The 23385-nt window shown below is 60.7% G+C and carries 16 protein-coding genes; 4 read left to right on the top strand and 12 right to left on the bottom strand.

Annotation, left to right across the window (positions count from 1 at the left end):
- Nucleotides 1–76 precede the first annotated feature (76 nt).
- Together VGN12_10515 and VGN12_10520 are read right to left on the bottom strand one after the other, a co-directional pair.
- On the bottom strand, nt 77–694 hold the full coding sequence (locus VGN12_10515; protein ID HEY4309873.1) for a class I SAM-dependent methyltransferase: 618 nt from the start codon (nt 692–694) through the stop codon (nt 77–79).
- A 65-nt stretch (nt 695–759) separates the two neighbouring features.
- Nucleotides 760–1017, bottom strand: a complete 258-nt coding sequence (locus tag VGN12_10520; protein ID HEY4309874.1) for a hypothetical protein — start codon at nt 1015–1017, stop codon at nt 760–762.
- Nucleotides 1018–1539: 522 nt separating this feature from the next.
- On the opposite strand from VGN12_10520, the gene VGN12_10525 reads away from it, so the two are divergent.
- The 3 genes from VGN12_10525 (at nt 1540) to VGN12_10535 (ending at nt 6439) form a co-directional block, all read left to right on the top strand.
- Nucleotides 1540–2355 (top strand): PEP-CTERM sorting domain-containing protein, encoded by an 816-nt coding sequence (locus tag VGN12_10525; GenBank protein HEY4309875.1) that lies wholly within the window; start codon nt 1540–1542, stop codon nt 2353–2355.
- A 118-nt stretch (nt 2356–2473) separates the two neighbouring features.
- Nucleotides 2474–5935: a PEP-CTERM sorting domain-containing protein gene (locus VGN12_10530; protein HEY4309876.1), complete on the top strand. Its 3462-nt coding sequence runs from the start codon at nt 2474–2476 to the stop codon at nt 5933–5935.
- Nucleotides 5936–5965: 30 nt separating this feature from the next.
- The gene (locus VGN12_10535) at nt 5966–6439 is read left to right on the top strand and encodes an NUDIX domain-containing protein (GenBank protein HEY4309877.1); all 474 of its coding nucleotides are present in this window, start codon (nt 5966–5968) and stop codon (nt 6437–6439) included.
- Nucleotides 6440–6475: 36 nt separating this feature from the next.
- Here the strand turns inward: VGN12_10535 and VGN12_10540 are convergent, their stop codons facing one another.
- Together VGN12_10540 and VGN12_10545 are read right to left on the bottom strand one after the other, a co-directional pair.
- Nucleotides 6476–7417, bottom strand: coding sequence for a DUF6263 family protein (locus tag VGN12_10540; GenBank protein ID HEY4309878.1), 942 nt, complete (start codon nt 7415–7417; stop codon nt 6476–6478).
- Between the two features lie 216 nt (nt 7418–7633).
- Nucleotides 7634–8341, bottom strand: a complete 708-nt coding sequence (locus VGN12_10545; GenBank protein HEY4309879.1) for a metal-dependent hydrolase — start codon at nt 8339–8341, stop codon at nt 7634–7636.
- A 325-nt stretch (nt 8342–8666) separates the two neighbouring features.
- Between VGN12_10545 and VGN12_10550 the strand changes: the two genes are divergently transcribed.
- Nucleotides 8667–9872, top strand: a complete 1206-nt coding sequence (locus VGN12_10550; GenBank protein ID HEY4309880.1) for a 2,3-bisphosphoglycerate-independent phosphoglycerate mutase — start codon at nt 8667–8669, stop codon at nt 9870–9872.
- 69 nt (nt 9873–9941) lie between these two features.
- Here the strand turns inward: VGN12_10550 and VGN12_10555 are convergent, their stop codons facing one another.
- From VGN12_10555 to VGN12_10590, 8 genes are all read right to left on the bottom strand, one after another.
- Nucleotides 9942–11198, bottom strand: coding sequence for an NPCBM/NEW2 domain-containing protein (locus VGN12_10555; protein HEY4309881.1), 1257 nt, complete (start codon nt 11196–11198; stop codon nt 9942–9944).
- A gap of 4 nt (nt 11199–11202) precedes the next feature.
- Nucleotides 11203–12258, bottom strand: a complete 1056-nt coding sequence (locus VGN12_10560) for a prenyltransferase/squalene oxidase repeat-containing protein (GenBank protein HEY4309882.1) — start codon at nt 12256–12258, stop codon at nt 11203–11205.
- Between the two features lie 55 nt (nt 12259–12313).
- Nucleotides 12314–13111 (bottom strand): hypothetical protein, encoded by a 798-nt coding sequence (locus tag VGN12_10565; protein ID HEY4309883.1) that lies wholly within the window; start codon nt 13109–13111, stop codon nt 12314–12316.
- Nucleotides 13108–16743 carry a hypothetical protein gene (locus VGN12_10570; protein HEY4309884.1) on the bottom strand — a complete coding sequence of 1212 codons (3636 nt, stop codon included), beginning with the start codon at nt 16741–16743 and terminating at the stop codon, nt 13108–13110. The genes VGN12_10565 and VGN12_10570 overlap by 4 nt, the downstream gene beginning before the upstream one ends.
- Nucleotides 16744–16782: 39 nt before the next feature.
- Nucleotides 16783–19152, bottom strand: coding sequence for a VWA domain-containing protein (locus VGN12_10575; protein ID HEY4309885.1), 2370 nt, complete (start codon nt 19150–19152; stop codon nt 16783–16785).
- A gap of 8 nt (nt 19153–19160) precedes the next feature.
- Complete coding sequence (locus VGN12_10580) at nt 19161–21365, bottom strand: VWA domain-containing protein (protein ID HEY4309886.1); 2205 nt, start codon at nt 21363–21365, stop codon at nt 19161–19163.
- A 71-nt stretch (nt 21366–21436) separates the two neighbouring features.
- Nucleotides 21437–22339, bottom strand: coding sequence for a DUF58 domain-containing protein (locus tag VGN12_10585; GenBank protein HEY4309887.1), 903 nt, complete (start codon nt 22337–22339; stop codon nt 21437–21439).
- Nucleotides 22296–23351, bottom strand: a complete 1056-nt coding sequence (locus VGN12_10590) for a MoxR family ATPase (protein ID HEY4309888.1) — start codon at nt 23349–23351, stop codon at nt 22296–22298. The genes VGN12_10585 and VGN12_10590 overlap by 44 nt, the downstream gene beginning before the upstream one ends.
- Nucleotides 23352–23385: the final 34 nt, after the last annotated feature.

Here is a 23385-nt window from a genome sequence, read left to right on the forward strand (position 1 = left end):
TAGAGGGCGCGGACCACGGCAAAAGGCGAGAACTCAAAGGCAGGATCACACTACCCTTGTACCCTGCTGGTGGGGCTCATGCCACTATCGCGGCACCCAGGTAATGAGGGGCCATGTAGCCGGGCACGCCGGCCAGATTGAACCGGTCGACCCGCTCGATCGCCAAACCTGCGCCGGCGACCAACTGATCGATCTCGCGATTCACGTGACAGCCACCGGTGAAGAAGCCGTGCAGCCGGTCGAGGCGATGCTGCCAGTCGGCGGTGCGCGGATTCTGGCTCAGACCATGTTCGAGGAACAAGAATCGCCCCGACGGCTTCAGGACGCGGCGAATCTCGGCCAGCGATTGGGCAACTCGCGGAATCGTGCAAAGGGTCCAAGTGCTGACGACGCAATCGAATCGCCCGGCATCGAATGGCAGCACAGCGGCATCAGCGCGCTCGATGCTGACCGGAATCTTGGCAGCCGCGATCCGCTGGGCCACCCGGGGCGCCAACATTTCGACCGGATCGGCTACGACCAGCCGTTCGACGGCCGGCGGATACGACGCAAGATTCAGCCCGGTTCCAAAACCGATCTCGAGGACTTCACCGCGAGCCTCGGCCAGTGCGCGAGGTCGCTCGCGCATCACTTGTGGCCGGCTCATGCCGAATTCCAGCACACGCGGCAGAATATATTTGTCGTAGAGTCCCATCCGAGGGTTCTTCCCGAGGGCAAGCCGCGCACGAGAGAGCGGCATCTTATCCCGGGATTCTACGTTTAGCCGAAGGCCGGCAAAATGCCCGACCACAGATTTCGAACCAGGACGCTGGTCTCGCAACGAATCGGCGCTGGCCGGCGGGCGACGGCCTTGGCATGTATTCGAGTGCGTGGGAAACGTCGATTCAGCCGCGTGCAAATGGCCGATGCCTCTTGGCGACAGGCGGCCTCGAACACGATATGACCGGACGTCGAGCGAACTTGCCATTGAGCGGCGTGACTACCCCAACCCAAGGTGTAGCAGCGTTTGCCGAGCATGATGTGCTCCTGGAAATGAGCGAAGGGCGTGGCAGAGATAAGGGCGTGACGAAGAAGGGTGGCCTGAATTCGCCGAACGGCGTCCGAAGGCCGACCGTTACGATTTGCGAATCTCATGCCAGGGGCTGATGGTCAGCGAAATCGCCTCCGGCTAATGCCTGGCAGGGCAAAAGGCGTTGCCGGGCCACCCCAAAAATCGCAATTCCCCAGAGACGAAGGACTATTCTTTGAAGCTATCGCTTCAACCGACCAGAACCACAAATCGGGAAAAGGGCCCGGATTCGAGCGGCCTGCCCGCCCCAAAAGCGCCTCGCAGGCCCTTGCCAACCGGTACATTACAAATCCCAGGAAAGCTAGTATTTTTGTTGACACGATCCTAACACCCACCTAGAATCGCGAGCTGTTGGGCAGATTGTCCGCCCACTCTTTGTAACCCACGGTAGCAGCTAGTGAATTCCGAAAAAGAGTCGCCCTAAGTAACTCTTTTCACCACTCGGAACTCTACTAGCTAGGTAAAACACCGTGAGGTTTACTACTACTTCGTTCTTCCGCATCGCGCCTGTTTGCGCGCTCGTTTCGTTGGGCATCGCCCTCGGATCGACAACTCCCGTACACGCCGCTCCGGCCAGCTTCGCGCAATTCTCCGAAGCATCCCCCGGCGGCAATTTGTTCACGTTGACTGGAAGTGCCAGCGAGACTGACTTCGGCACTTCGACCGGCGGCCCGTTGGGCGCGCCGATTCCGGTGAACTTCACCTATTTGACAGTTACGGGAACGGTTCCCGCTGACTTGCAAGGGGTGCAGAACGCCACGCTGTCGATGATTTCCAGCACGACGAATCCGGTCACCACCGGCTTTGGCGGCACCATTGCCGCGCAAGTGTTCAACGGCCTGGGCAGCCTGCCCAACGGCATCGCCATCACGCGCGACACTCCCGCGAGCGAAGGTTTCGGCACGAAGACGAACCTGTTGACCGTGACGTACACCAACGCCACGCTGCTGGGCATTATCAACAGCAGTGCACCGCAGTTGTCGGCCGACACGGCCACCGGCGGCGGCGTGACGGTGAACTACACCTCGGACTTCCTGACGTTCCCCAACGGCGAGCATAACTTCTCGCTGACGTTCAGCTCGTGGAGCTCGATCGGCGTGCAAGGTCTGCCGGGCGGCTTGCAAGTCGCCGGCGTTGATCCTGCGCTGTTCTTCCAATCGGCCACGGCTGCCGGTGCTGGCACCTTCGGTGGTAACGCCGTCGTTGTGCCCGAGCCGAGCTCAATCGCTCTGGCCGGACTTGGATTGGTCGCCCTGGTCTACGGCATGCGGCGTCGTCGCTCATAGCGACGCCGCACGATTGTGCGATGCCTTTGGTAGTGGGCATCGCACGATCGTGCAACCAGTGGGATCCAATTCAAACGTCGTCGTTTGGGTTCTTTCGGGCGTGATAAGGGCTGGGGCAATGCAGCGGTTTCGTGGTATTCCGCGCGCAATGAACGATTGCGCGTTTTTTTGTCTCCCGGTGATCGCGGTCGCGATCCTCTCTTCGCAATTGCTGATTCCAGCGGCATTCGCTCTGCCACCGCTTCAGCCAATTGTCTTTTCCGGGACACAAGCGCCGGGCATGGTCGCCGGCGCCAACTTCCAGTTTTTCAACTCGGTCTATTTTCAAGACGCCTCTGGCGCCACGATCGGCCCGAATGGCCAGATCGCGTTCTACGGCACGTCCTACGACCAATCTAGTTCACCGGTGTATGGGGGCATTTGGGAGAGCGACGACACGGGCCTACACCTGGTGGCCGTGAAGAATCAAAACGCGGCTGGCTTCGCGCACGGTGTCAATTACACCGATGTGCTTGGTAGCTCATCGGTCGAACCTACTCAAACCGCTCCGGTCTCGCTGCCACTTGTCGACGCATCGGGTAATGTCGCCTACAGCGGTTACGTCACCGGGCTTGGCGTCAGCTCGGGCACCGACGAGGTCCTCTGGCAGGGCCCCGCCGGGCAAGCCGGCATTGTCGCGCGAGAGGGAACCGCGGCGCCGGGTTCGCCAGGCAATACGTTTCGCGCAGCGCTCGATTATACCTTTCCCTCGTATGCGATGAACGCGGCGGGCAATGTCGCCTTTAGTGCCGGCACACAGGGATCGTCAGGCTTTGGGATTTGGGAGGGCGCGCCTGGCAGCTTGAACCCCGTGGCCCGTGCTGGTGATGCGGCCCCCGGAATTTCGGGAGGCACGTTCCGATCCCTCGCCCTTCCTGGCTTGCCGCCGCTGATTTTGGGCCCCGCGATTAATAGCAACGGGCAAGTGGCCTTCGAGTTTCCCTACGCTGGGCCCAACAGCACCGTACATGACGGTGTGTGGGTCGGGTCAGCAGGAAGCTTATCGCTGGTCGCCAAGTTTGGTGACCAGGCTCCGGGAACCCCAAGCAGCGTGACATTCGCCGATCCGACAAACGGTGATATTGGCACGAATAACGGTCCACTCTACACGTTCAGTCGTCCGGAGATCAGCTCGGACAACCAGGTCGCGATCGCCGGCCTGCTGACCGGCACTGGCGTAACCAGCGCCAACAACACGGGCATCTGGGCCGGGGCGGTCGGCAATTTGCAGCTCGTCGCGCGCGCGGGGGACGTAGCGCCTGGAGTGGGAAGCGGCAAAATCTTCGGCAATTTGGATTCCACGCCCTCTGCCGCCACGACTCCGCTGTACATGAACGCAAACGGTCAGATTGTGTTCGCGGCGCCCTACACCCATGCTGGTGCGTCGTCGCCGGATGGATACGGCATCTGGACCGGCACGGCTGGTCATCTAACGCTAGTCGCACGCGATCAGCCGACTTCACTGGCGATTAATTCCGCCGGCCAAATCGCGTTTGCCGACTCAAGGGGCATTTGGGTTACCGACGCCGGAGGAACTCCGAGCCTGGTGGCCAGTCCCGGCGAGTTAGTCACCGACTCTCACGGCAATCAAACCACCCTGTACGCGCTGAGTTTTGCCAGCGGCAGCACCTCGGACGGCTTTGGCACTGGCTTCAACGACAATGGTCAGATCGTTTTCACATCGACGTTGAACGAGTTTAGCACGGGCAACGGTCCGACAGCCATTTTTACAACTACTATCTCATCGTCACTGGTGCCGGAACCGAGTTCGCTTGGATTGGCGATTGGCGCCTTGGTCGGGGTTTTTACTTGGACTTTGCGCAAGCAATTGCTGCGTTCCTTCGCAGTGGTGCTCGCTGTCGGCGCGATTGCCGTGATGACTACGGCTGACGCGGCAACAACGGTCGACACCATTGCCACGAGTGCGACGCAAGCTCCCGAAGTCCCCGCGGGGATCAATTTCGCGGCGTTTCAAAACGGTGGTACGGTACCCGTACCACCGTCCATTAATGCGTCGGGCCAGGTGGCCTTTTATGGAACACTCAGCGGCGCCGGCACGACGACAACCAACAACGTCGGCGTTTGGACGGGTACCAGCGGCAACGTACGATTGACTGCGCTCGAAAACGATAGCGTGAGCGGACTGGGCGCCGGCATCAACTTTCTTGGATTCGCCGCTAGCTCGCTCCCTATTTTGGCTCCTAGTGTCATTCCACCGCCGATACCGATCAACGCTGCCAATCAAATCGCGTTGTCAGCGAACATAACCGGCTTCAATGTCAATCCATCGAATGATGAGTTGCTGTGGTCCGGCTCTGCGATCGCCGCGAATCAACTCTTGCGCGAGTCGTCTACGACGTTTCATTCGAATAACTCGAGCGTTCCGACCTTCGGCCCGGCGCCGCTGATCAATGACGCCGGCGATATCGGTTTTACATCTCTCAGCTCAGCCAACGGTCTGTCCGGCATTTGGGTCGATCACGGAGGAAACGTCCAGCCCGTCGCGACGTTCGGGCAGCAGGCACCCAGCACCGCATCCGGCGTGAAGTTCAGCAATGGCACCTATGGCAGCAGCGCGACCGGGATGAATGCCTCGGGCAGCGTCGTGTTCAACTCAGCACTCGTTGGGCCGGGCGTGACCGGACTTAACCAGGTGGGCATCTGGGCTGGGACGCCGGGGAACGTTCAGCTCATCGCCCGCGCCGGCGATACGGCGTCGGGCGTGGTGCCACAATTCCCGGGTCAGGATGTTTTTGCGGCGCTGACCGGGCTATCCCCCTTCTCTGTCGCCGAAATAAATGCCGCGGGAACGGTCGCGTTTTCCGCGTCGATGTTTACGGCCACTGGCATGTGGATTCACGACTCGTCAGGTTTGAAACTTGTCGCGACCGATGGGCAGCAAGTGCCGGGATTACCCGCGGGCGACGCTTTCGCTTCGCAGGCATTCTCACCGGCTTCGCCGCTACTGAACGCGCAGGGAACCCTGGCCTTTCAAGCGCGCCTATCCGGTCCGGATATCACCGCTGCCAACAACACGGCAATATTCAGCGGATTGCCTGACAGTCTGCACATCGTCGCACAAGCCGGCGCACAAGCTCCGGGCACGCCGACGGGCACGACCTTTACGCAGCTCGCACTGTCGCTTAATCCCGCCTATGCGGACATCGGACTGAATGGAATGGGGCAAGTCGTCTTCACCGCACAGTCCAGCGACGGCAAGATCGGCATCTGGGGTACCGATCGCGGCGGCAATCTGCTTGAGGTTGCCCGGCAGGGAGTCGCTATTCAGGTCGCTCCCGGCGACGTTCGCACAGTCGCGGGCATCGCCTTCCTCGGCGGTAGCGGCAATTCCGATGGCCGTGCAAGCGGCTTCAGCGACAACAGCCAGCTTGCCTTCTGGGCCAGCTTCACCGATGGCAGTTCCGGCATCTTCGTCAGCGATGCACTGGCCGTGCCCGAGCCTACGACACTCGTCTTGGCCGGCCTGGGGCTGCTGCCGGTCGTGGCATCCTGGCTCCGTCGGCGGCTTCGCACCCGTTAGGCATTTCGCGCGAAGCAACGGCATCCGCACTTGCGACTCATCACCGGCGCCGCGTACTCGTCGCTTTGCTACACTGCGGCCATGAAACAATCCGCGGGCGTGCTCCTCTATCGACAAACACAGGAGAAGGAATCTTCCGAGTCCGGTCTCGAAGTCTTGCTCGTGCATCCGTCGGGCAATTACAACCACCGGGCTCCTTGGAGCATCCCCAAGGGATTGCCAGGCACGAACGAACCTCTCGAGGCCGCCGCGCGGCGCGAGACTCTCGAGGAAACCGGTGTCGTTGCCGGCGCGCTTGTCGCGCTGGGCTCGGTGATCCTGCAGAAGAGCCGCAAAGAGATTCATTGCTTCGCCGGACGCGCGCCCCATGACGCCCAGCCGGCGCCGGCAAGCTGGGAAGTCGATCGGGCCGAGTTCGTCGGAATCGAAAACGCGCGGCAGCTACTGCATCCCGATCAGGTGCCACTATTGGACCGGCTGCTTGGAAGCGTGGATCGCTCCTGAACGGATCGCACGTGTCGCTGTCCGGCTCCTTGCCATTTACAACTCGCGGGCTTCCCCGGCAGCGACGCGCTTCATCGAGCTTTTGGTCGTGACCGTCTGCTCGAGTGAATTTGTGCCTACCGTGATCTCGAACTTCATCTTGCTGTTGACGCGCGAATCAGCCGGCTGGCCTGCCGCGGTATCCCAATAAATCACGCCGCTGGCGTCATTACCTGCGAGCTTTATCTTCGCCTGAGCGTCCTCGCTGGGTTCGAGCTTTACGTCCATTGCGACATCGATCTTGTCGAACTTCTTGCCGTCAACTTCTTCTTCCCCGCCGAACTTGTACTGCGTGGTCGTGACTTGCTTGCCAAAGGGGGGCGTTTCCATTTCGGCCGATTGATCCCACGTCTTGCCGACAGCCACTGCTTCCTCGGGCAGCGGCATCATGCTCTGGCCGATCATCTGCTTCAGACCGTCCTCGGAGAACATCCCGCCCGCCGGCATGTTCTTGAATGCCTGCACCATTCCATCGGGCGCCTGCATGTCGCTGACCTTACCCAGCGGCGAAACCTTCATAATAAACGGCTTGCCGATCATGGCGTCGAAGATCTTGGCCAGCGTCTCGGTACCGGGCGCCTTGCTCTCTTGTTGCGAGTCGTACTTCATCGGCGGCTGTCCCGCCTGCGGCAGCGTCATTTCCATCCGCACCCGGTCGATCGTCTGGCTCAGCGTGGCCGAACCATCAGCGGCGACGTCGGTAACTTCCCACGTCATATCCATGATCTGGCTGACCTTCACCTGAAAAGGCATGGGCCCGGACTTCGTCTCTTGGGTCATGTCCATTTTCATTTCGTAGCGGGTCTTGTCACCCGACTTGAATTTCCAGCGCAGTTCGGTGTCGGCCTGTGCCGACGCCATCAGGGCGCTGACCAGTGCCAGGGGAGCCATGACGAGGCATAATTGACGAACGACTGACCGGCGTACGAGCAACGACATAGGGCACCCCCCAAAAAATCGGATTCTTGTGTCCGTGTATTTGTTTCTACGAAATTTGCGTTGACGCTACGAATTGTAGACGAACTATCCGTCGCGGGGCACCCGCCCCGGGTCCGCCGCGCATCACCGCAACCAACCAACTATCAAAGTCGCGCAAACTGCTTGAGAGCTTGGGCTTCGAGTCTTTCAGCCTACATGGCCTTGCCGCGCTCACCCTTACGATGCATTTAGGACAATCTTCCCGCCGGGAGTAAGGACGCGGGGTTCGGCCTTGGTCTTACTACGTATCTCGTCGGCCCAAAGTGCAGCGTCCTGGTGGATCGGCGGCCAGGTGTCGTAATGCGACGGCACAACGATCTTCGGCGCGAGTAATTGGGTGGCGCGGATCGAATCCGCCGGGCCCATGGTGAACTGATCACCGATCGGCAACACCGCCAGATCCAGGCCCCCCTCGCCGATCAATTTCATGTCGTAGAACAATGCCGTGTCGCAGGCGAAGTACAGCTTCTGTTCCGCGATCGACAATAGAAAGCCGGATGGATTTCCGCCGTAGGAACCGTCCGGCAGCATCGAGCTGTGATGCGCAATGGTCAATTGCACGCGGCCGAATTTCTGCGATGAGCCTCCGCCCAGGTTATGCGGATGAGTCCGCGCGATTCCCTGCTTTTCGAGCCATTGGCAGATTTCAAAATTCGAGATCACGAGCGCCCCGGTTCGCCGCGCAATTTTCGCCGCGTCGCTCACATGATCGAAATGACCATGCGATATCAGGATGAAGTCCGCCTTCACGTCATCGGACTTCATCGCGGCCGTTGGCGAGTCGTCCAGAAATGGATCGATCAGGATCGTCTGCGGACCATGCTCCGGCGAGGGAGCCAGGACTGACCACGCACCATGCCCTAGCCACGTCAACTCGATATCCACCGCGCATATTCCTTTTGATGAGACCGGGCGAGACGATAAGGGAAAACGCAAGATTTTTGGTTTCGCCAGGCCAAAGCGCAGTAATCATAACGGACCCTAGCGCGGCGAGCCAGGATTCCGACCGCGGCAGCGCGTTCGATAAGATGGTCCATGGTTGACCAGCGTGATACCCTAATACCACGGAAACAATCGTTCGCACCGGCTTGCCAAGCGCCGTCATTCTGATAGGAAAGAGGCGCGTCGCGGGCGACGAATGCCGAGGAGACGTTCGGCCCCTCTGGTCGCGCAACGTGACAATCGAACATTTTTCGCCAGGGAGCCGATCATGGATATGCACGAACTGACACGCAGCCTGCACGTTAAGAACAATTCCAAGATCGTGATGGTCGTCGCCGACGGGTTGGGCGGACTGCCCTTCGAATCCGGGGGACTCACTGAGCTCGAAGCGGCGCAAACGCCCCGCTTGGATATGCTGGCCCGACGCGGCATCGTCGGACTCAGCGTTCCTGTCAAGCCCGGCATCACGCCGGGCAGCGGTCCGGGCCACTTGGCGCTGTTCGGCTATGACCCGTTGCAATACGTCATCGGCCGCGGCGCCTTGGAAGCGACCGGCATCGGCTTCGAGTTGGGGCCGAATGACGTCGCGGCGCGCGGAAACTTTTGCACGCTCGACGCTCAAGGGTTAATCAGCGACCGCCGCGCGGGACGCATCGAAAGCCAGGAAAGCGCACCACTGGCCGTGAAACTCCGGCAGGTCAAAATCCCCGGCGTCGAGGTTTTCGTCGAGCCGGTCAAGGAACACCGCTTTGTCGTCGTGTTCCGCGCGCCCGGCTTGGGCGGAGATGTCCTAGACACCGATCCGCAGACCACGGGCGTCGCGCCGCTGGCCCCTAAGGCAATCAACGCCGCCAGCGCCAAGACCGCCGAAATCGCGGCCGAGTTCGTCAAGCAAGCGCAAAAACTCTTGGCCGACCAGCCGAAGGCGAACGGCCTGACACTGCGCGGCTTCTCCGCACGTCCGGCGCTGCCGTCGTTCGAGGAAGTATACGGCCTGCGCGCCGCGGCCATCGCCGTTTATCCCATGTACAAGGGACTGGCGCGGCTGGTGGGAATGAATCTTATTGGTCCGGCGCAAACGCTCGACGATCAGCTCACTTTCTTGATCGAAGAGTGGACCAACTACGATTTCTTCTTCCTACACTACAAGTACACGGACAGCACCGGTGAGGACGGAAATTTCCAGGCGAAGGTGCAGCGCATCGAAGAGTTGGACGCCGCCATACCACGCATCATGACGATGCAGCCTACGGTGCTGATCGTGACCGGCGACCACAGCACGCCCAGCCGTTTGCGCACGCACAGTTGGCACCCCGTGCCGACGCTGCTGTTGTCGGATGTTTGCCGCAGCGACTCGGCTGATGGCTTCTGCGAGCGTGAATGTCTGCGCGGCGGGCTTGGACAATTCGAGGCAAAATATCTGATGCCGTTAGCGCTGGCTAATGCCGGACGGTTGGGAAAATACGGCGCGTAAGTGGCGCCACGATCAGACGCCGGCCAGAGTCGATCTGCCTGTTAAGCGCTACGCGTCGCGCGCCTTCAGTTACGGTGTGAGCCGCGCGTCGAGCCAGTTGGCCCGGTCCAGCTCGTCACCGCGCTCGCCAAACTCGACGATTAGGCTCAATCGTTTGGCGCCGCTAACGTCGACCGAAACCGGCTGCGGGCGCATGCCGCCGCGGATCACATCGCTCTTCCATGCCAGCTTGTCGTCGACATAGACGCCGAATACGACAGCCCCCCCGTCGCCGACCTGATCGTCCAGAGCCACATCGGCCTCGAACTTGCGAAAGCGTTTGTCCAAGCGATACGTCAAACGCCCGGCACTGTGCATGCCGATTCCCTTGGCCGCAGGATGGCCACCAGCGCGAAGTTGCGTACCGACTACGTTCGCATCGTTCTTATAAGGCCACGACTGGCTCAAGAACGGCAAATGCCGGTAGCCCTCGGCCGTCAGGTCCGAAAGATAGACAACATTGCCCGATAGTGGCTGAAACCAAACAAGCGAATCAGCCGGCAGTTCCCACACTTTCTTGCCAGGCATAGTGACCTGCAACAGGTCTTTATTGAGCACCACGCCGTTGACCGTCAAGCGGCTGCCATCGCGCAAACCCACCAGCGTGCGAGTCGGCGATGGCTTTTCATCAGCCGTTAGTGTGGGATCGAAGGCCGCGGCGGCAATGCGCCGCAGTTCAACGGCCACCTTTTGTCCCTGCGCATCGATAATGACGGAAGTCCCCGTCACCGAGGTAATCGTGCCCGACAGCTCGTCACCGTTCTCCAGCAGCAGCCGATCGCTCCGTGCCGCCGGATCGAGCGTTCGATTCGCCAACCGGTCTCGTTCCTGCAAATCCCGCGGCGTCTGGAAAATGATACCCGCCAGAAACTCGAGCGGCACTGCGCGCTCACCCAGCAGGTCCGAATCGAGATGTAGTTGCTCGTTTTCCAAGCGAACGGTTTCGGCCACGATCAACCCGCCGCCGCTGAGCAATACCTGAATGCCACGTTGCGGGTCGACCAGGTCGCCCCAGCGCACCAGATCCGCCAGCGGCACGCGCCGCTTTCCGTCGCTAGTCTGAAACGTGGCCTCGCCGGCCGAAGTAATTTCGAGCGGTCGTCCCTCGAAGCGAGCCCCAATTGCGGGAATCGCGAATGCCGTCGAAGGTTTGGGCGATGCTACGCTTGAGTCGCTCTGTGTCGCATCTTCCGTCGAGGACCGGACGAGATGCGCGGACAGAATCATCCCGCCGATGCACAGCAACAATGGCAATCGCGTGTACAAAGGGCGAATGAGAAGTGCCATCTAGCTAGCGCTGAAAAATGGGGAGATAATTCGTCGGCATCTGCAACACGATGCAGGCCATTGCCGTTCCATACTCGGGGCAGATCGAGTCCATCCATGATCCATCGTCGCGCTGCCGGGCGAGCAGCTCGTCGCGAATCGCCGGGTACCATTGCCGCCAGCGCTCGCCGCCCGAATGCCACATCGCCTGCACCGCGTAGTAATGCCCGTAAAAGTAATGGCTATCGCGGGCCAAAGTATTGCCGCGCGGCAAGCTCTCCATCAAATACGTCAAACCGTTTTCGACCGCCGGGCTGTCGTAAATACCGGCGCTATACAGGGCAACCACGCCAGCCGCCGAACGAGGGAACGCGCTTGGTCCCCCTTGCTGCATGTACATGAATCCGCCGTCGGCGTTCTGACTGCGCTTGACGTACTCGATGCAGCGCTCGATCGTCGCAGCCGGCACGTACAATCCGGCATTCCGCGCGGATCGCAACGCCATCACCTGGCAAATCGTCACCGAAATGTCGGCATCGCGGCGTTGCGGCTGATAACGCCAGCCACCTTCCGAGTTTTGCGTATCGACGATCAAGTTGACGGCCTTGGTCAGCTTCTCGCGCATATCGCGGCGCGGCGTCATGCCATATGTCTCCGCCAGAAATAGCGTGGCGAACCCGTGACCGTACATCGGTCCGTGGCCAGTGTCGTCGGCGACGTGGATGAATCCTTCGTCGCCCGTGTTTGCCAGGACGAAGTCGACAGCCCGGGTGACCTCTTTGCCGTGCGGACCTTCGTCGGGCGTACTGCCCGAGGCCACGAAAGCGATGCCCGACAGCGAACATACCGCCACGTTATGGCTCCATCCTCCCGAGCCCAGCGCACCATTTTCCTGCTGCCGTTTGGCGAGAAAAGCCAGGCCGCGGTCGATGCCGCGAATCGTCGCCGGGGTCATCATTTCCACGCCGCTACGATCGGCCTCGTCCTCGCGCTCGGCGGCGGACGCAGCAGCCGGCATCTGCGCAACGAGAGTGAAAACGCCAAGGAAGAGTACCAAGCTCGAGCGGCGCAACGTTCTCATGCGATTGATCTCCTTCGCAGCCGCGGCATGACGACGCCGCAGAGCGTCGGCCGGATTACGGCTTACCAGGTGTACCCTCGGCCAACGAGCGAAAATAATCGGCGATCATTTGTTCGTATTTCGGCAAGAACTGCTCTTCGTACGATTGTATCATTTGCTCGCGCTGGCGCTCGGGAAGCTGTCCCCAAACCCCCTTCAGCAGGTCGCGCATGTTGGCCATATCGGGCTTTTCCGCTTGCTGTTCGCGTGTCTTCTTCGTGCTCTGCCGTGCCGGTGCGTCAGACATGTCGCTTGATTCCCCGGTGCGTCGATGTGGCTGCAAAGACTCGCGGCGTTTCGTGGTTTGTTGCGCGCCCTTGCCGGTCGAGCCCGATTGCGAAGATTGCCCACCGCTTTGACGCTGGTTCTGCGCTTGTCGAATCAGGTCGTCGATGGACTTGACGATTTGTGTTTGCCGGTCGAGCGTGTCTCGATCGGCGCGGCGCTGGGCGATCTTGCCCTCGACGTCGCGCATCTGCTGTCTAAGGCGCGCGAGTGGATCCCGCCCCGCGGCATCGGCGGACTGGTCAGAATCTTCCAACCCTTTGAGCAACTCTTGTTCGAGCGGATCGATCTCTTTTTTGGCACTGCCGTCCTTAATCGCAGGGTCGGCGGCTTGCTTTTTCGTCGGACCAGTATCCAGCCCGTCGATCTCGGCATCCGGTCCCAGGTCCTTGAGCAACTCCGCGTCGAGCGCTGACATATCGCGTCGCGACGACGGTTTATTCGGCGTTTTTGGCTCGTCACCGTAAACATTGCCTGCGCATGTCAGTGGCATCGCCAGCCAAATAACTGCCCGCGATATGATACTCATGGCGACTCCTCGTTGGGGGCACCGTCATTTGGCAGCGTGGGAGTATCGCGGCGCAGATCGGGCAACCGTTCCGGATGATCTTCCGGCCGCTGGTCGGTCGTCTGCATCATGTTTGTAACCAGGTCAGCCAGCCGCCCCTGTTCGCGGCTGAGCAATTCGAATTCGGATTCCTGCTGCGCCTTATCTGGCGAGGGTTGACTTTTTGCTTCGGCCAGGGCGGTGGTCCGGCTGTTGATTTGTTCTTGGATGGCTTTCAGTAACTTCAGCTCGGCGACCGATCCGGTTTTGCCGTTCGAGCCCTCTTGCCCTCCCCCTTCGCCATCTCCTTGTTCGTCGTCCGGCTTCTCGCTTTTCGGTGCGGCATCTTCGTCGAGGGCACTCTTGAGCTGTGCGATGCGATCGAGCGCGCTATTCTCGTACATCAGCGTTTGGTCCCCCAGATCGCGCTGATCGAGTCGTTCGGCGGCACGAGTCATGTCTCCGCCGGCGATCTCGAGGACGAACTGAAAAACTTCGGCGCCAGCCAACGTTTTACTCAGCTCTTGCATTTCATCGCGCAAAGCGCCCTGGTTGCGGGCCATTTCCCGAACGCTCGCCGCCTCGGCCCGCGTTAGATTCCCACGTTCTTTCTCGCGAAGCTGATAGTGGATCGTTTCGCCGACGAGCTTTTGCTGCCGCTCGTGCAGACTGGCGACGGCATCCTCCATGCGTGCCAACTGCTCTTGCGCCAAATCGGTCTCGGCCTCGCGACGCCTGGCGGCCAGCTCGCGCTGCGCGTCCTCCAGGTCTTGTTCCGCGGCCTGCGCCTCATCGGCCGCTGATCCGGCTTCGCCCGCCTCGCCACTGTCCGAGGCCTGCCCCATCTTGCCTCCTGCCGCGGCGACATTCGCGCCTGCCTTCTCGGCCTGCAGCCGTTCCAGCTTGCGGGCAAAGCGATTGGCTTCGTCTTGTAACTGACGCTGCTCGCGCGTCAGTCGCTCCAACTCGCGGCGCCGCTCCTCTTCGGGCAGTTGCTCGGCCGCTTTCAGTTTTTTCTGCAAGCCCTGTTGCTCGTTTGCCAGACGGGCAAGATCCTGCTCGGCCTCGCGTAGCTTCTTTACCAATCGACCCAGCTCGTTTTCGCGGCGGCTGGAAAGAATGTCCAACATTTCGCGCAGCTCATTGGCCGCTTGACGCTGTCCCTGAGTGGCTTGCGAAATGCGATTCTGCTCGACGCCGCGCCCCGCCTGCCGCATCGTTTCGGCAACGCCCTGGCGGCGCGCCTGCTCGATCGCGTCTGCCATGCTATCGGCCGCGAGCGGATCCTCTTGCCGTGCAGCCGTCGCAGATTCGTCCATCTGCTGCTCAAGCCTGTCGAGGCGGCGCGCCAGATCCAATTGCCGCTGCGCGAGTTTCTGCAAATCGGCCCGCTGCTGCGGTTCTAAATCTCCGCTGGCGCGAGAGAGTGTCTGCTGGCCGAGCTTTGCCGTTTCTTCGACGAGCTCTTCCTGCGCCTTGGTGACTTGCCCGACTTCACGATGAAAATGACGGAAGCTGGCCCACTGCTTCATCTCGTCGAGCATTTCGGCGAGCGACTCGGTCACTTCATCCTGCGCCTGGGCGGCTTCTGCGAGAGGCGTATTGATGCCGGCCCCCTTGCCAGGCGCCGTCTCAGTCTTGTCTTGCAGCTCGACCTGCGCCGTCTTGATCGCCGTCGCCAGACCGCGACCAGCCTCGGGCAGGGGACCGTCAGCCAATCGCGATAGCCGATCGAGCAGGTCCTGCATTTGTCGCTGAGTGTCGGGTCCGTCGATCTTGTTGATCTGCAATTCTTCGAGCAGATCGTTGACCTGGCCTCGCAGACCTTCGTGCTTGTTGGTCAATTCGCGTTCGACCTGTTGCTGATTCAGGCCCGCTCCCTGCAAGGCGTCGATGTCCGATTTTTTCAACTTGCCGGTTTGCTTGAGCTGTACTTCCAATCCGGCCACGTGAGATCGTGCCGCGTGCTGCAATTGCAGCACGCGCGACAACTCGTTGAAAATTACCCCCTGCCGATCGACCAGACGGTCTTGCGCCTCTTCAGGCGTGACGATCGCCAACCGCCGTGGCAGGCTTTGGCCTGTTTGCCCGGCGTAATCGGTCACCGAAGCGTGAAACGTAAGCTGCACACCCGGAGGCAAGCCCAGCGGCGTCAACTGCCACTCATAAGACAGCTCGCGCCGGTCGCCGGTATAACCTTCTGCGGATGAGGCGGTCGCCACTTCAGCGGGCACGGACTCCGGCCCGGCGAAGAGTTCCAATCGCTCTGAGCCCGCGTCAGATTTGTCAGAGCGCAAATACTCAAGCGATACACCGTGTACCGCCAGATCGTCTGCGGCGTTCAGACTCAGTGACAGAACCGCGTCAGGCGTGACATACAAGTTTGCCTTCGGTTGCTCGATTTCCGCGGTCGGGGGCGCGTCGGGCACGGCTCGAATTTCATAGCGAGTCGTTTCATCGTTATGAAAGCCTTCGCGGTCCGTCAAAACGAACCGGTACGGTCCCGAGGCCCGCACTTCAAAAGGAGTTTCCGCATCGGGGGCAATCGTGGCACCGTAACCGTCGGCGCGAAGCGTCGCGGGAATCGTGACGTCATCCGCCATCCGCAGGGCTGCCTCGGCCAGCGGCTTCGTGAACGTGGCTTCCAGTTGCACCTTCGTGCCGACCAGTGCGCGCAGATTCGCTTCGCTGGCGCGCGGTTCCCAACCGGTATACGCCGGAAAGTGCAGCATCAGCTTGGTACTGCGCACCGCCGGCGGCTCGACGACGTCCAGCGCCGTCCAGGGCATCGTATAATCATCTCCCCCCACCGCGCGATATTCGAACGGCCGCTCGACGTTTTCTCGACGCGCGAGCAGTTCTCCTCCGATCGCATGCAATGGTTCGGTCTCTTCGCTCACTTTGTCGTCAGGGCCACTAAACCGGTAATGCATCACGACGTCGTCCGGCGGAACGGCCGACGTTTGATCGATCACTTCAACTTCGAAGTTCTGTCCGTGGGGCAAACGGTCGACCGGGGCAACGATTGCCAACTGATTCACGCGCGGCCAGTCGAAGTCACCCAGCGGACTCACCAGGCGCAATAGCGCCACACGCGACGTCGAACCGCCAACAAAAATGAGCAACAGCACCGCGGCCAGTGAAATTCCCAAGCTCAACAGAGCACGGCGGGCCGGCCGCGCGTCGAGGGCCGTCGAAAGATCGAGTTCGTCGATCGCGGCCGAGGTATCGCGAATCACGGCCCGGCGCAAGTCCGCCGAGCCCGCCAGGGGGTCGTCCGCAGGCTCGCGAACGAATTCCACGGCGCTCGCTAACCGGCCACGAAGAGACGGATATGCGAGTTCCAAACGCTTAGCGATCTGGACATCGCTCATTCGGCTGCCGCGAATGGCACGCCAGACTCCGCGCGCGGCCAAGGTGACAACGGTCAGCAAGGCCAGCGAGGAAATCGCCCGCAGCCCGCGATCTTGATAGCGGAAGAGCGCATCGACGAGCGCCAGCGTCACGCCAGTCCACAGCACGAGGACCAGCGCACGCGATATGGCTTTCGACAGTACGAACTGCCGTGCTCTTCGGCGGATTCGCGCGAGTTTGAGCTCGAGCGGATGCGGCATAACTATTCCTCGCCCGTCGAATTCCGCCACTCTTTGTGATTATACCATTGCATATCGCTTGCGCAGCAGCCACTCGCCGACTAGCAAACCGACAAATGCCAGCAATAGCGGCCAACGATTCCAAAGCTCGATGGGGGGCAAAGCTTCGATTGGCACCTGTCGCCCGGCTGGCAGGGATTTCTTCAATTGCTCGGCCGTGGCGAGCGTGAAGCTGCGCCCCTTAGTCGTTTCGCTGGCCCGCGCCAGCTCTGCAAAATCGGCCTCGACGCGCTCGAACTCACCGGCGGCCAATGTCACGGTGAAGTCGGTCGCCGGTGCGCCCCCCTCCAAGGTCGGCGCCGCGATCCAAGCGTGATAGCGCCCCTCAGGCAAGTCCGCTAGCGAAGCGACGAAAACACCACGCCCCATTTCCGCGCGCTCAAGCTGCACATGGATGTTCTTGCTTCCCTGTTGCTCGAGCACCACGCTGACACCATTATCCTCGGCCGGGGCCAATCGCTCATCGGTGAAGCGGACGCGCACCAGGACTGGTTCGCCTCGGTGATATTCGCGACGATCGGTCGTCAATTCGGCCGATCGATTATTTCCCAGCAACTTCGCCCGACTGAGATAACGGATGGTTTGAATCCAGTAGCGGGCGAAAAAAACATCCCCCACCCGATAGCGCCAACGCCAGGTGCCGTCGACGGCGTGAAACAGCACCTTGCCTGCCCCCGCATATTGCAGACAGATCAATGGCAACTTCGCGCCGTTTTCGCCCGACCGGGCAACATGCTCGGCCAGCACGCGCACGGCCGGCTTGAGCTTCGAAATCTCGAACATCCAATACAGCGGTGGCAAGTTGTTCCAAATCTCGCGAGTCTGTTCCGGTGTGTCCCCCAACTGCATGGTTGGGCTGGCCAGGCCCAGATCGGTAGGCAACACCTGAAAGCCTGCGACCGATCCCGAAATGGGCTGCCCGGCCGTGGCGCCGTCGAACTCCAATGGCAACAGCGCAGCCAACGGCGTATCGCGATAAGCGTCGGGGGTGAATCGAAGCCCCGAGATAAACACCAGTCCGCCCCCCTTCTCGGTGACGAACTCGTTCAGATTTCGCATCACGCCCGCGCCCAGCAGCGTGGGATTCACATCACCGAAGATGATCACGTCGTACTTGAACAACTCCTCGCGTCGCACGGGGAACGATCGCAAAGCCGATTGGTCGATCTCGGCATACGAAGGATCGGCCTCTTGCAGGACAGTATGCAACTCGATCGTCGAGTCGCGCTCTAAAAGGTGCTTAAGATAGCGGAACTCGTAGTTCGGATAAGCTTGCGCAAGCAGGACATGAATCTGATCCTTGCGCACGCTGACCAGCCGCTCTTGCCGATTGTTATCCGCCTGCACCTCGTCCGGCAAACTGGGAACTTCGACAACGAACTCGAATTCGCCGACGGCCGTGGGGCGATACGGGATGACGACCTTTTTCGCCTGGCCATCAGCGCCCACCTTGACCGTGGTTTTCGCCAGCGGCGCAGGGTTTGTCTTATCGCGCAGCACGACGTCGACTTGCTTATCGGCAAAGCCGTGGCCGATGAGCTTGAATTCGAAGTTCACCACATCATCGACAAAAACCACGTCATCGACCAAAAGATCACTGACGACCAGATCGCGGTTTGGCCGGTCGTTCCCCAGCGCAACCGTCAACAGCGGCACTCCCCGACGTCGCGCATAGCCGGCCGCATCGGCCAGCGATTCTCCCTCGGTGCTGATGCCATCGCTGAACAGCACGATCGCCGACGGTGGTGCGCCGCGCAAATCGTTCAAGATGTTGCGGATCCCCTGCCCCAGACGCGTGCTCTGACCCGTCGGCTCGACCCTGGCAATGCGTTCGAGCAATTCTTCGGTTTCGCCTAAGTCGCTACGCGCACTGTCCGCGATAAAGTACAGTCGCAGCTTGTGACCTCGGGCGGCATCTTGCAGTAACTGGCCGTTATCGGCCAACAGTAATGACTTCGCCAGGTTCAGGCGGGTCATTCTTTGCAATCGAGCGCCGCGCAACTGCGATTCGGCTAATGAAGCGATCTGCGGATCATCGTAACGATCGACCACGCCCATGCTGGCCGAATCATCAACGGCGAACACCAAATAAGGCAGCCCCGTCCGCTCGAGCGTGACGGCTACTTGCGCGATCATGAAGCAGACGATTCCCAGCACCACCAACCGCACGCCGATCAGGGCAATGCGAATGTTGCGCCCGGCGCGGGCCGCCTCGCGCAGGTAAAAGAATACGATCAGCGTTACGATCGACGCCACCACGACCAATGTCAGGCCGGCCGGCCACGGCCACTGATAGTCGAGCGTCCAAACCGTACCTTCCCCGGACTCGGCGGGCTCGAGGCCGAGGAAACGCTCTAACCAGGCTGGCACGGTTCCTTTCATCGCGCGTAACGTCCGCTGAACCAATTCAAAAAGCTCTCGGTCACCAGCAACCCGACCGCGGCGACTAATAACCACAAATGCAAGCGACTACGAACGACGATCTCGTCACTGACGTCGGCATCCGTATCGCGCCAGTTCGTACGATGGAAATAACGGACTCCCGGCCAGACGTCTTGCGCGAGTTCCTCGGGAGTGACTTGCTCCAAATCGCTTTCGACCGTGTTGAGATTCACAGCAAAGGCTTGCGCCGCTGCGAGCTGCGTTCCGCCGCCGAATGGTTCGACGCGGTAGATGCCGCTCTGCTGCGTGTCGCCGAACGACCAGGAACGGTCGCTCGCTTCGCCAACGACCGCGGCGCGTTTGATTTCTCCCGACGGCACTCGCACGTCGATCCCTGCCACGCGCCCCGCCGGCAACAAGCCCCCCAGTGCCTGCCCCACCGACACGTTGTGCTCTTGCAAGCGTCCGTGCATGGCGAACATCAGGAGTTCCTGGACGATGGGTACATAGCTGGGCCACATCGGCATCGCCGTCCAAGTGGCATCGGCGCTGGTCGCCACCAGGATCGATCGTCCGCGGCCGATCGTTTCTTCCACGATTAGCGGATCGCCGCTATCCGTGGCCAGCGCGACTTGCGCTCGTGTCGGCTCGGCCAATTGCAATTTGAAATACTTTTGCAGCGGAGTGGTCAACAGGCCGGCTTGTTCTGAATCGCGGAACTCGGCGACCAGCGGATGCCGATAGCCGAGCGGGTCGAGCGCGTATTGCGCCGCCTCGGCCGGCTTCAAGAGTTGCGCCGGCAGGACGCGCTTCGCGGGATCGTCACGCGCGGCGAGCAGCCGATTGTAATTATCGGGCTGCACCTGGTCGCCAAGGAAAAAGACGACGCCCCCGCCAAAGTTCAAGTAAGAGCGCAACACATTGGCCTCGCGCTCCGTGAATTGCGACACATTGCACAGGAACACGCAGTCGTACTGCGTGAGATCGGTGTCCAACAGCGCGCTCTCGTTGACAACTTCGGGCCGGACTCGCGATCGCTGGCGTTCGCCCGCCGGTGGCGAGAGGGCGACCATCAGAAAATCGGTCGCCGATTTGAACCGCCCGCCGGCCGGTCGACCATCAACGCACAGGACGCGCAGTTGGTCCTTAACACCAATCGCCAGGTAACGGTGATTATCGATATCCAGCAAGTCAGGCGTCATGCGTAGCTCGACGACGTGCTCGCCCGCGGCGTCGAAATAACAGGGAAAGTTTACGGCCGTACTGCCACCGGCGGCCAGGTCGACCGTTCGCTCGGCGGTACGCTCGCCGTCGATGTGCAGCTCGACAGTTTGCTGCGCTTTGGCCTGACGTCCGAAGTTGCGCACCTCGGCGGCTAGCATCGTCGCTTGCCCCACCGTGACAACTCCATCGGCCAGGCGAAGCTGCTCGATCGCGGCGTTATCAGCTCCGGATTGCCCGAGGTCGATCACGGTCAATGCGGCCGCTTCGCCGAGGCGCCGCGCGCGTTCGCGGAATTCTGCAATTGACGCGGCGCCGAGATCGGGGGACCAACTAGTCCGGCCCAAATCGGTAAGGAAGTACACCTGCTCGCGCGTGAGCCGGGGAAATTCGCGCCGCGCGGCCGCAAGTACCTGCTCGATCTGTGTGAGTGTCGTCGCCAGGTCGGCGCCACCGTGCGTGATCTTCGTCGCCGCGATCTCGCCCAAAAACTCAGCGGCCGAAAACGACGGCGTGCCGACAATCACTTGCGGCGGATCAGCCATTAAAATCAGCGTCAAACCGTCTCCTTGGCTGCGCTCTTCGACGATTTGCTCGGCCAGTTGCTTGGCACGGTCGAACCGGCTGCGATCCGTGGGCTTGTACGCCATCGAATACGAAGCGTCCAGCACCAGCAACTTATGCGTCGGCTGGCCGGTATGCGTCACCATGCCGGTGCGCTCGATCATGGGCTCGGCCACGGCCAGCACCACCGCCAAAACAAGAGCCGTGCGCACGGCCAGCAGCAACCAGTTCTCCAGGTGAATGCGCCGTGAATTCTTGGTGACCGCGGCTAGCAGATACTGCATCGCCGCCCAGGGAACCTCCTGGTAGCGGCGCCGACTGAGCAAATGAATCACTACGGGCGCAGCAGCAGCCGCCATCCAGCCGAGCATCGCCGGATGCATCCACAGGCCCAGCAGTATTAACCGATTAAGCAACGTCTTTCACGATAAGATTGTGATCGAACTGCATTCCAACAATTCGCCTTACTTCACCATCAACGGTCCCATCAGCCGGCATGCCTGAGTCGAGACGCCAGGTATGCCGACAGCGGCACGTCCAATGTTTGATCGGTGCGCATCGGTACGTAATCGATGCGCTGCGCCCGGCAGCCGCTTTGCACCTGGCGCAAGAAAGCACCAAACTCCGCCAGGTACGCTTTGCGCAGCGTGCGCGGTTCGCTCAGGACGTCGGGCAACTGCTCGAGCCCCTTGAACAGAGTCGTCTGCTGAAAGGGAAAATCCATTTCGGCCGGGTCGAGCACATGGAAAATTACGACCTCGTGCCGGCGATGTCGCAGATGCTTTAGTCCCGCCATCATCGCGGGAACATCATCGAACAAATCGCTAAGAATCACGACCAGGCCGCGCTTCTTCAAGCGTTCGGCCAGGTCATGAAAGATGGGGCCCGTCGCCGTCTTCCGTTCGGCATGCGTCTCGTCCATGACGTGCATCATTTGTTTCAGTTGCGACGGATTGCCGCTGGGGCGTAGCAAAGTGCGGACCTCCTGGTCGAACGTCACCAGGCCGACACTATCCTGCTGGCGCAGCGTGAGGTAAGCCAGTGATGCAGCGATGCACTGCGCATATTCCAATTTGCTGAGAGCCGCGTGGTCGCTCTTGTAGCGCATGCTCTCGCTCGTATCCAACAGCAAATAACAGGCGAGGTTCGTCTCCTCTTCGTATTGCTTCAGATAGACCTTGTCGGTCTTGGCAAATACTTTCCAATCGACGTAGCGCAGATCGTCACCTGGCACGTATTCGCGATGCTCGGCGAACTCGACCGAGAATCCGTGGTAGGGGCTGCGATGCATGCCCGCCACGTATCCCTCGACGATCGAACGAGCTCGCAGCTCCAGGCCGTGCAATTTAGCGAGCGTCTGCGGATCTAAATACTTCTGCGACTCGTCCACCGCCGCTGGTCTCCAGGTCCGATTCCGGAACGACTTCGATCAACTTGCGAATGATATGGTCTGTCTTGATTCCTTCGGCCTCGGCATTGAAGTTGGTCACAATGCGATGCCTGAGCACCGGCGCCACGACAGCCCGCACGTCCTCGCACTCGGCGTGATACCGGCCGTGCAGCACGGCCCGCGCTTTCGCCGCAAGCACCAGGTACTGACTGGCCCGTGGTCCCGCGCCCCAACTGACGTAATCGCGAATGAACTGCGGAACGTCCCCCTTCTCGCGCCGCGTCAACCGCGTGAAGCGCAATGCATAGCGGGCCACGTGCTCGGCCACGGGCACGCGCCGCACGATGTTCTGCAGCGTGAGAATGTCCTCGGTCGATAGTGTTGTTTCGAGTGTCGGCGTTTCGTCGGCGGTCGTGCGGCGCACGATTTCGAGTTCTTCGTCTTCGTCCGGATAGTCGACGAACGTGTTGAACATGAAGCGATCGAGCTGCGCCTCGGGCAATGGATAGGTACCCTCCTGCTCGATCGGGTTCTGTGTGGCCAGGACGAAGAATGGCGCCGTCAGACGATGCCGTGTGCCACCCACGGTCACCTGGTGCTCTTGCATTGCCTCGAGCAGCGCCGCCTGCGTCTTTGGCGGCGTGCGATTGATTTCGTCGGCCAAGATCACGTTCGCAAAGATCGGGCCGGCCAAAAACTTGAACTGCCGCACGCCTGAAACCTTGTCTTCCTGAATCACCTCGGTGCCCGTAATGTCCGATGGCATCAGGTCGGGCGTGAATTGGATGCGGCTGAACTTGAGCGACAGCGTGTCGGCCAGCGTGCGAATCAGCAATGTCTTTGCCAGGCCTGGCACACCGACCAACAAGCAGTGGCCGCGAGCGAACATCGCGATCAGCAACTCTTCGATCACCTGTTGCTGGCCGACGATCACGCGCCCCAACTCGGCGACCAGTCGGCGGTAGGCGTCGTTAAGCTTTTGTACTGATTGCACGTCATCGTCGGGGAGCATGCGATCCTCTTTTCAAATCGTTGATTTCCGCCTG

The sequence above is a fragment of the Pirellulales bacterium genome (assembly GCA_036499395.1).
Lineage (GTDB): Bacteria > Planctomycetota > Planctomycetia > Pirellulales > JACPPG01 > JACPPG01.

Coding starts and splice junctions, on each gene's coding strand:
- VGN12_10590 (HEY4309888.1), bottom strand. CDS start 23,351: ATGCTCCCCGACGATGACGTGCAATCAGTACAAAAGCTTAACGACGCC.
- VGN12_10560 (HEY4309882.1), bottom strand. CDS start 12,258: ATGAGAACGTTGCGCCGCTCGAGCTTGGTACTCTTCCTTGGCGTTTTC.
- VGN12_10520 (HEY4309874.1), bottom strand. CDS start 1,017: ATGCTCGGCAAACGCTGCTACACCTTGGGTTGGGGTAGTCACGCCGCT.
- VGN12_10570 (HEY4309884.1), bottom strand. CDS start 16,743: ATGCCGCATCCGCTCGAGCTCAAACTCGCGCGAATCCGCCGAAGAGCA.
- VGN12_10555 (HEY4309881.1), bottom strand. CDS start 11,198: ATGGCACTTCTCATTCGCCCTTTGTACACGCGATTGCCATTGTTGCTG.
- VGN12_10530 (HEY4309876.1), top strand. CDS start 2,474: ATGCAGCGGTTTCGTGGTATTCCGCGCGCAATGAACGATTGCGCGTTT.
- VGN12_10550 (HEY4309880.1), top strand. CDS start 8,667: ATGGATATGCACGAACTGACACGCAGCCTGCACGTTAAGAACAATTCC.
- VGN12_10515 (HEY4309873.1), bottom strand. CDS start 694: ATGGGACTCTACGACAAATATATTCTGCCGCGTGTGCTGGAATTCGGC.
- VGN12_10540 (HEY4309878.1), bottom strand. CDS start 7,417: ATGTCGTTGCTCGTACGCCGGTCAGTCGTTCGTCAATTATGCCTCGTC.
- VGN12_10565 (HEY4309883.1), bottom strand. CDS start 13,111: ATGAGTATCATATCGCGGGCAGTTATTTGGCTGGCGATGCCACTGACA.